The sequence below is a fragment of the Candidatus Limnocylindria bacterium genome (genome assembly GCA_036523395.1).
Classification (GTDB): domain Bacteria; phylum Chloroflexota; class Limnocylindria; order P2-11E; family P2-11E; genus CF-39.
Genome location: DATDEH010000075.1, coordinates 1 through 8,386 on the forward strand (window position 1 = coordinate 1; position 8,386 = coordinate 8,386).

The following is an 8,386-nucleotide window of genomic DNA, read 5'->3' on the forward strand; positions in this document are numbered from 1 at the left end:
CTCGCCGTAGATCCGCGCGCCGCGGGCCCGGGCGTGACCCAGCTCCTCCAGCACCACCACCGCGGCGCCTTCGGAGAGCACGAAGCCGTCGCGGTCCTTGTCGAACGGACGCGAGGCCGCCTCGGGGTCGTCGTTGCGGCGACTGGTCGCGTGCATGGCCGAGAACGCCGCGATCCCGATGGCGAGCACGGCCGCCTCGGATCCGCCAACGACCATCACGTCGGCCTGGCCGCGGCGGATGATGTCCCCGCCCTCGCCGATCGCGTGGGAGCTCGAGGCGCACGCGGACACGTGGGTCAGGCTGGGTCCCTTCAGGCCGAACTGCATCGAGACCTGCGCCGACGCAGCGTTCGCCATCAACATCGGCACGAGGAACGGCGACAGACGCGCTGGGCCGCGCCGCTCCATCAACAGGATGCCGTCGATGAGCGTTTCCAGGCCGCCCACTCCGGTCGCGATCGCCGTGCCGATCCGCTCTGGATCCGCGATCTTATCGAGCTTCGCGTCTCTCAGCGCCTGGCTCGCGGCGGCGACCGCGTAGTGCGTGAACCGATCCGTGCGTCTCACGTCCTTCCGATCCATGTAGACGCTCGCGTCGAAGTCTTTGACCTCGCCGGCGATCTGCGTTCCGTACGGCGAAGGATCGAAACGGGTGATCCGTGCCAGACCGCTGCGGCCGCTGGTGAGGGCGTCCCAAGTCGTCTCGACGTCCAGACCCAGGGGCGTCACCGTGCCCATGCCGGTGACGACGACCCGTCGGGTCACCGCGATATGACTTGGTGCGCGCGATCGCTCAGGGTGCGGAGCGCGCCGGCGAGCGATCCGGTGTCGGACACGTTGACGAGCTTCACGTCGGCGATGCGCTTGACCAGTCCGTTCACGACCTGACCGGCGCCGATCTCGACGAACGTTGACGTGCCGCGCTCGACCATGTAGCGAACCGACTTGAGCCACTCGACGCGATTCGACAGGTGGCGTACGAGCGCCTCCTGGATCGCAGCGCCGTTCGGATGCGGAAGCGCGCTCACGTTCGCGACGATCGGGACGACCGGCTCGCGGAAGCGCAGCGTCTGCATGAAGGCGCGGAGGTCGGGGCCGATGCGACCCATGTCCGGAAAATGGAACGGCGCCGAGATCCGCAAGGGGACGATCTTCCTCGCGCCGCCCTTCTCGAGCGCAGCTGTCACCGCGCGAATGCCCGCATCGTCACCGGCGATCGTGACCTGTTTTGGACCGTTGTCGTTCGCGACGACCACGCGGCCCGGTTCAACGGTCTCAGCGATCACACGCTCGACGTCTGCGGCGGACAGGCCGACGATCGCGGCCATCGCTCCGCGCGCGCCCCGCGTGGAGGCGAGCTTGCCGCGCTCCGCGACGAGTCGCAGCGCGTCGGAGAAAGGCAGCACGCCCGCGATCACGAGTGCCGTGAACTCACCGAGCGAATGTCCCGCGACGAACGCCGGGCGCATGTGCTCCGGCAGCGCCATCACGCCACGCGGCTCGCTGCCGTCCGTCACGCGACGCCCGACCTTATGCGTCACCGACTCCACCATCGCCTCGAACAACGCGATGCTGGTCGCGAGGATCGCTGGTTGCGCCACGGTCGTCTCGTTCAGACGGTCAGCCGGCCCGTCGAAACAGACCTCGGAGAGCTTGTATCCGAGCACGCGGTCGGCCTCTTCGAAGATCGCGCGCGCGGCGGCGGAGGTCTCGTACACGTCGCGGCCCATGCCGACGGTCTGAGAGCCTTGCCCAGGAAAAACGAACGCGAGAGCGGTCAAGAGAACTGAAGCGTACCAGCGGAGCCTCTCTGCGTCGAGCACGTTCTTTACGATTCGTTACAGTGCTACTGCAGTGAATTCTCGTACGTATGTACAGCGCGAACGCGCGCGCAAAGTCGCGCGTACGAGCGCGGCGATCGAGAGCGCCGCGCTCCGCGAGGTCGCCCGTCGCGGCTACCACGCCCTCCGCATGACCGACGTCGCGCGGCGCGCGCACGTCGCGCCACGCACGCTCTACCTGCACGCCCTATCGAAGGAGCGGCTCGTGGAGCAAGCGCTGCGACGTCGCGCCACGGCGCAGATCGCACGAGTCGAGCGCTGGCGACCCAGGTCTGACGTGCCCGACTCGATATTGAACGAGCTCGTCGCGCTGCACGACCGCGAGTACCGCGTCGAATCGGTGCTGCTCGAGACCCTCGTCGACGGCGCGCTGCCACGCGCAGTGGCGGCGCCGCTACGCGATCTCGACAACGTGCGGCTTGCGCTCATCACACGGACGATGAACGACCTCGCACGTCGGGGCGCGCTCCGCGTCCGCGCCGGCGACGCCATCGCACTCGCGCACGCGCTGCTCTCGTACCCGACGTGGCGCACGGCGCTCACGGGTCCGGCACGGCGTCGCGCACCACGTCTTGTCGCGGCCGCGCTGCGCAGCGCGGTGCTGTGAGCGCTTGGGCGCCTGATTAGTCTCTGACCGTGGCAGGCGTCGCAACGGCGACTCGCACGAGGAAGCCGCGCAGTCGCGCCTCGGCCATCGCGTGGTCGCTTGTGGGCCTCTACGTGGTGCTCGTGATCGTCGGTTTTCGCTTCTTCTCCGAAGCCGCCTCGATCGAGCTCGCCGACGTCTGGGTGTTCTTCGCGATGTTGTGGTTCGCCGTGATCGGAGCGCTCATCGTCGGCCGGCATCAACGGCATCCCATCGGCTGGATGTTCTGCGGGACGGCCCTCAGCTTCGCGGCGGCGTTGTTCGCGCAGGCCTACGCGATCGTGGCGATCAGCGCTGAGCACCGAGGGCTGCCGCTCGGTCAGTTGATGGCATGGCTCGGCTTCTGGATCTCCATGCCCGGGACAGCGGTCATCGCGCTCTTTCTGCCGCTGCTCTTTCCGGACGGCCAGCTCCCTTCGCGTCGCTGGCGTCCGATCGCGTGGGCAGCGGGCGCGCTCGTTGTCGTCGCGGTCCTCGCCACGATGTTCAGGCCCCGCTCGTACGCGGGCTTCGCCCTCGTGCGAAATCCGCTCGGTATCGAGGGCTGGGACGACCTGTTCGAGTTCGTCGACGTCGCGACGAACATCGTCTTCGCCCTGCTCATCGTCGTGACGTCGCTGGCCTTGTTCGAGCGGATGCGCCGAGCGGGCCCGGAGGAGCGACTCCAGATCCGCTGGTTCGTCTTTGCCGGCGTCATCGTCGTCCTCGGTTTCCTGAGCGACCTGCTGCACGGCCTCGTCCCGGAGATGCAGGACGTGAGCCTGCTCCTGACCGTTGCGGCTGTCACGGCGCTTCCGGCCGCGGTGGGCATCGCGATTCTGCGCTATCGCCTTTACGAGATCGACGTGATCATCAACCGCACCCTCGTCTACGGGTTGCTCACCGCGGTGCTGGCCGGCCTCTATACCGCCGCGCTGGCACTCTTCCAACGGCTGTTCGTCGCCATCACCGGTCAGAGCTCCGACCTGGCGATCGTGATGACGCTGTTCGTGCTCGCGACGGTCTTCACGCCGATCAAGAACTCACTGCAGACGACGGTCGATGGTCGCCTCAAGCCCACTAAGACGGATGCGACCGAGGCATTGGCGACCGGTCTCGACGACCTCATGAGGCTCGCGGAGTTGCACCGCCACGGCGTCCTCACGGATGAGGAGTTCAGCGCGAAGAAGCGGCAGATCCTGGGGATCTAGGAGCTTCGTCCGGCGCGAGCCCGCGGACTATGTTCGCTCTATCTCGAGCCTGCCCTTGACTCCGTTGAGCTCACCATCCCATTGGTGCCCCCGGCCGATCACGCCGCGCTTCAGATCCGTTGCCAGCACCTCGCCGGCGAGGAAGTCACGGAAGCGTTCGACCGCCTCACTCAGCGCGCCCTCGTAGCGCAGCGTGATGCGGTCGGCGATGTCGAGGGCGGCTTCCTTTCGCAGGGTGTTCACGTGATGCGCGATCTCCCGCGCCAGTCCCTCGGCTTCGAGCTCCGGCGTGATGTCGGTCACGAGCGCCGCGATCGCTCCGGCCTCGCGGCCGACCGCGTGTCCAGGCGTGCCCTCGTGACTCACGAGCACCTCGCTGGGGGAGAGGGTGAAGCCCTCGACGAGGGTGTTGCCGTCGCTTGTGGTGAACCGCCCCTCCGCGAGCGCCTGACGTACTCGAGGCAGGTCTTTGCCGAGTTTTGGACCAAGCGCCTTCAGCTCCGGCTTCACCGTCTCGCGCACCAGCCCCTTGGCGTCGTCACGTACTTCGAATGCCTTCACGTTGAGCTCGTCGCGGATGATCGACGCGAGCTCTTCCTGTCCGTCCAGCGCCCCACGGTCGCGGTCGTTCGGATCGAAGACCGCGATCAGCTTGGGCAGCGGCGTACGCACCTTGGTCTTCGCGGATGACCGCGCGGTGCGACCGAGAGAGACGACGCGCATCGCGGCGCGCATGCGCCGCTCGAGGTCCTCATCGATCCGCTCGGCGCGCACCTCGGGATACGGCGTCAGGTGGACCGAGTCCGGTGCGCCGCGTACCGCGTGACGGACGAGGTTCTGGTAAAGCGACTCGGAGAGGAACGGCATGATCGGAGCGAACAACCGTGCGAGCGTCGTGAGCGCCTCATACAACGTTTGATAGGCAGCGAGAGAATCGCGCCGCGACTCTGTCTTCCAGAACCGTGCCCGGTTCCGCCGGACATACCAGGTCGATAGATCGTCCCAGAAGGATTCCATCCGCAGCGCGGCCGTTTGCGAGTCGTACTGATCCAGCGCGGCTCGGCTGTCGCGGATCAGCCGCTCCAGCGATGACAGGAGCCAGCGATCGATGAGCGGGCGCTCGTGCAGCGGCACCTGCGCCTCGTTGGGATCGAAGGCGTCCAGGTTCGCGTACGTCACGAAGAACGAATACGTGTTCCAGAGAACGAGGAGCTTCCGCTTGACCTCGCTCAGGACGTTGTACCCAAAGAGGACCTTCTCCGCGACGTCGTGGCGCGCGTAGTACCAGCGAACGACGTCTGCGCCCGCGCGCTCCGCGGCTTGCGGGAAGTCGATGAAGTTGTCGCCCGTCTTGTGGAACTCCTCGCCGTTCTCGTCGTACACGAACTCATTCGACAGGCACACCTCGTACGGCGCGCGTCCGGTGAGGACGACGCTGAAGAACAGCTGCGAGTAGTACCAGAGCCGGACTTGCTCGAGGTTCTCCGTGATGAAGTCCGCCGGATACCACTTCTCCCAGTACGCGCGGTCATCCCACCAGCGAAGCGTCGAGAACGGAACGATCCCCGCGTCGAGCCAGCAGTCGCCGACCTCCTTCACGCGCTCGCTTTCCGACTTGCACACGGGACAGGCGACCACGACCTCATCGATCCACGGACGATGGAGCTCCTCCAGCTTGTCGAGTCCGCGAACTGCACGTTCCTTCAGCTCCTCTTCGCTGCCGAGTACGAAGAAGTGCCCCTTCGCGCAGGTGTAAAACGGGAGCGGCAGGCCCCAGTAACGCTTGCGGCTGATGTTCCAGTCGCCCATGTTGTCGAGCCAGTTCTGCATGCGCTGGCCGATGAACGGGGGCAGCCAGCGCACCTTCGACGCGGCCTCCTTCATCAGCGGCCGCATCTGCTCCATCGAGATGAACCACTCGTCGTCGACGCGGAAGACGATCTCCTCCTTGCACCGCCAGCAGATCGGATAGGAGTGCGTGTACGGCAGCTCACGGAACAGCCGGCCACGTGCCTTGAGGTCGGCGGCGATCTCGTGCGCGGCATCACGGGCTTCCTTGCCCTCGAGCCACCCGAAGCCCTTGTTGAAGCGCGCGCCCTCGTCGATCGGCACGACCACCGGGAGCTTCTCGGTTTTGGACAGAGCGAAGTCCTCGGCGCCGCAGCCGGGCGCGATGTGAACGATGCCGGTGCCCTCCGCCTCGCCGACCTCGTCCCACGGGATCACGCGGTGACCCGGCTTTGTCTGCCCGCCGATCGGCAGATCGTCGAACGGACCGGAGTACTTCAGGCCGAGCAGGGTCTTGCCCTTGAACGTCTCCAGCAGTTCGGCGGCGTGCCACTTCGTCTGCCGGAAGACGGCCGCCGACAGGATCAAGATCTCTGGCGCCGCCGCTCCGTCCGCCCGGACACGCACGCGTGCGTAATCGAGCTCCGGATGCACGGCGAGCGCGACGTTCGCGGGAAGCGTCCATGGTGTGGTCGTCCAGGCGAGAAAGGACTCACCAACGCGGCCCTCGATCGGGAAGCGCACGTATAAGGAGGTGTGGGTCATCTCTTTGTATGACCCGGTCATCTCGTGCTCGGACAGGGCCGTGCCGCAGCGCGCGCACCAGGGCATCGCCCGATGCCCCTTGTAGAGCCAGCCCTTCTCGTGGCACAGCTTCAGGACGTGCCAGATGTGCGAGATGTTGTTGTCCGAGTACGTGTAATAGGAGTCGTCCCAGTTCATCCACCGCCCGAGCCGGATGTCGTGCTTGGTGATGACCGCCGCTGAGCGGTCCACGCGCGCGCGGCACGCGCGGGAGAAGCGACCGATGCCGTAGGACTCGATGTCGCGCTTGCTGTTGAGGTTCAGCTCGCGCTCGACCTGCACCTCGACCCAGAGACCCTGGCAGTCGAAGCCGCTCTGCCAGCGGAGCTCGTGGCCCTGCATCGCCTTGTACCGCTGGTAGAGATCCTTATAGGTGCGTCCCCACGCGTGATGGACGCCCATGGCTTCGACGTTGGCGGTGATCGGACCGTCGATGAAAGAGAACCGCGGTCCGCCGGCGTTCTTCTTCTTCAGCGCCTCGAAGCTCGCCTCGCGCTCCCACAGCTCAAGCACGCCGTGCTCAAGCTCTGGCAGGTCGAACGACGACCCGACCGGGCCGAACCGCGTCTTCTCGTTCGTCGTCGCCACGTCCGCCCCTTTCACCAGCCTGGCTTTTGCTCGCAAAAAAGCCGTCCCGCTCCCGGGACGGCGCTGCCGTGGTACCACCCGAGTTGGCGCGCCTGCGCGCCCACTCTTCGCTTTGCTAACGGAGTGGCTCTCCGGCCGGGTCTAGTCACCTTGCGGCTTTCTTCCAGCGGCATCGGGGTGGATCGCCCCTCAACGCCTTTACGACTGAGTCTACCTACTGCGGCGTCTTGTCAGAGACCGACTTGTGACATGGTCACGCGCAGGCTTTCGATGTGAGCAATCCGGGCCGTAGTTGGCTTGACCACGCACCCGCTCTTGTAGGGACGTTCCTGGTCGCCGGCTACGGACTGATCGGGATCGCAGCTTTGTTTGTGCCGGAAAGCCCGGACACGATCCACGACGGGATGCCGGGACTGATGTTCTTTCCGATCGTGGCATCGCTGTACGCCGCCGCGATGCTCGTTCAGCTGGAATTCGGACTCGTTCGCAAGTGGCAACCGGGGCTGCTACAGGGCGCCGTAGTGACATGGGTCGGTGGCTGGACGGCGCTGCTCCTTTCAGGCGTCGCGCGGCAATTTGCTGTGGGTGGGCTCGCGGCCGCTCGCGCCTTCAGCGGCGGAGCGGCGTTCTTGTGGTGTCTATTCATCGGCGTGCCGTGGCTTCTGGCGTTCCTTCGGAAGGCAACGCGTCGCGAGGAATATCGCGGATTCATCGACGAGTAGAGCGCCGCCGATGGAGCCATCATGACACTTGACCTATATATGCAACACCGATATACCTCTAGCGTAGAGCGGAGGTGTGGAGTGGCCAAACGAACTGACCAGGTGAAGGACGTCCGTTTCCGGGCCGACGCGATCGGATGTCTGTCGCGGCCCGCGTTCGAAGGCGCGGTCATCGCGGCGCTCAAGCGCGAGCCGACCGCAACGCTGATGCACCTCGATCTCGACGGTCTGCTCGTGCTCAACGAGAACGCCGGTCGCGAAGCGGGCGACAAGGCGATCGGGACCGCGATCGCGGCGCTCTCGAAGGCCGCTTCCAAAGAGGGCTGGACGCTCGGCCGTATCGGCGGCGACGAGTTCGCTCTCCTCGCGCCGGGCACGACGCTCGAACCGGTCTTCCTCCGCGCCGAGCAGCTTCGGCAGGAGCTCGACGCCGCGCTCTCAAAGGTCGTCCCGCGAGGACAGACCTGCACGATCAGCATCGGCGTCGCCAACACCCCACGCGACACGAAGATGCGCGGCCCCGCGAGCGCGGAGGAGCTGATGCGCAAAGCCGATCTCGCGCTGCTCGCCGCGAAGGAGCAGGGCGGCGACGCCGTCGGCCTGACCCCGAGTGACGACATGGTCCTCAAGTCCTCCTACTACTCCGCGGCGCAGCTCGGCCGGCTCAAGGGTCTCGCTGAACGCCAGAAGAAGAAGGAGGCCGCCCTCCTGCGCGAGGCGCTGGATGATCTGCTGCGCAAGCACGAACGCTCCTGAGGCTTAGCCTCGGCATCGATGGAGCTTCCAGCCGACGCGCGTCGCGAGACG

At 66.3% G+C, this 8,386-nt stretch carries 7 protein-coding genes; 4 read left to right on the top strand and 3 right to left on the bottom strand.

Annotated elements, in window-relative coordinates; translation table 11 throughout:
* The coding region (locus VI056_10175; GenBank protein HEY6203399.1) for a beta-ketoacyl synthase N-terminal-like domain-containing protein at positions 1–765 on the bottom strand (765 nt) is incomplete at its 3' end.
* Positions 762–1,781, bottom strand: a complete 1,020-nt coding sequence (locus tag VI056_10180; protein HEY6203400.1) for an ACP S-malonyltransferase — start codon at positions 1,779–1,781, stop codon at positions 762–764. The genes VI056_10175 and VI056_10180, both read right to left, overlap by 4 nt.
* Positions 1,782–1,854: 73 nt before the next feature.
* Between VI056_10180 and VI056_10185 the strand changes: the two genes are divergently transcribed.
* Both VI056_10185 and VI056_10190 read left to right on the top strand, forming a co-directional pair.
* The gene (locus VI056_10185) at positions 1,855–2,448 is read left to right on the top strand and encodes a helix-turn-helix domain-containing protein (GenBank protein HEY6203401.1); all 594 of its coding nucleotides are present in this window, start codon (positions 1,855–1,857) and stop codon (positions 2,446–2,448) included.
* A 29-nt stretch (positions 2,449–2,477) separates the two neighbouring features.
* Positions 2,478–3,677, top strand: a complete 1,200-nt coding sequence (locus VI056_10190; protein ID HEY6203402.1) for an SHOCT domain-containing protein — start codon at positions 2,478–2,480, stop codon at positions 3,675–3,677.
* Positions 3,678–3,704: 27 nt separating this feature from the next.
* Here VI056_10190 and ileS read toward each other — a convergent pair whose 3' ends face one another.
* Entirely contained in the window at positions 3,705–6,857 is a 3,153-nt protein-coding gene (gene ileS, locus VI056_10195; GenBank protein HEY6203403.1) for an isoleucine--tRNA ligase, read from the bottom strand.
* A gap of 272 nt (positions 6,858–7,129) precedes the next feature.
* On the opposite strand from ileS, the gene VI056_10200 reads away from it, so the two are divergent.
* Entirely contained in the window at positions 7,130–7,579 is a 450-nt protein-coding gene (locus VI056_10200) for a hypothetical protein (protein ID HEY6203404.1), read from the top strand.
* An 81-nt stretch (positions 7,580–7,660) separates the two neighbouring features.
* Positions 7,661–8,335: a GGDEF domain-containing protein gene (locus VI056_10205; protein HEY6203405.1), complete on the top strand. Its 675-nt coding sequence runs from the start codon at positions 7,661–7,663 to the stop codon at positions 8,333–8,335.
* Positions 8,336–8,386: the final 51 nt, after the last annotated feature.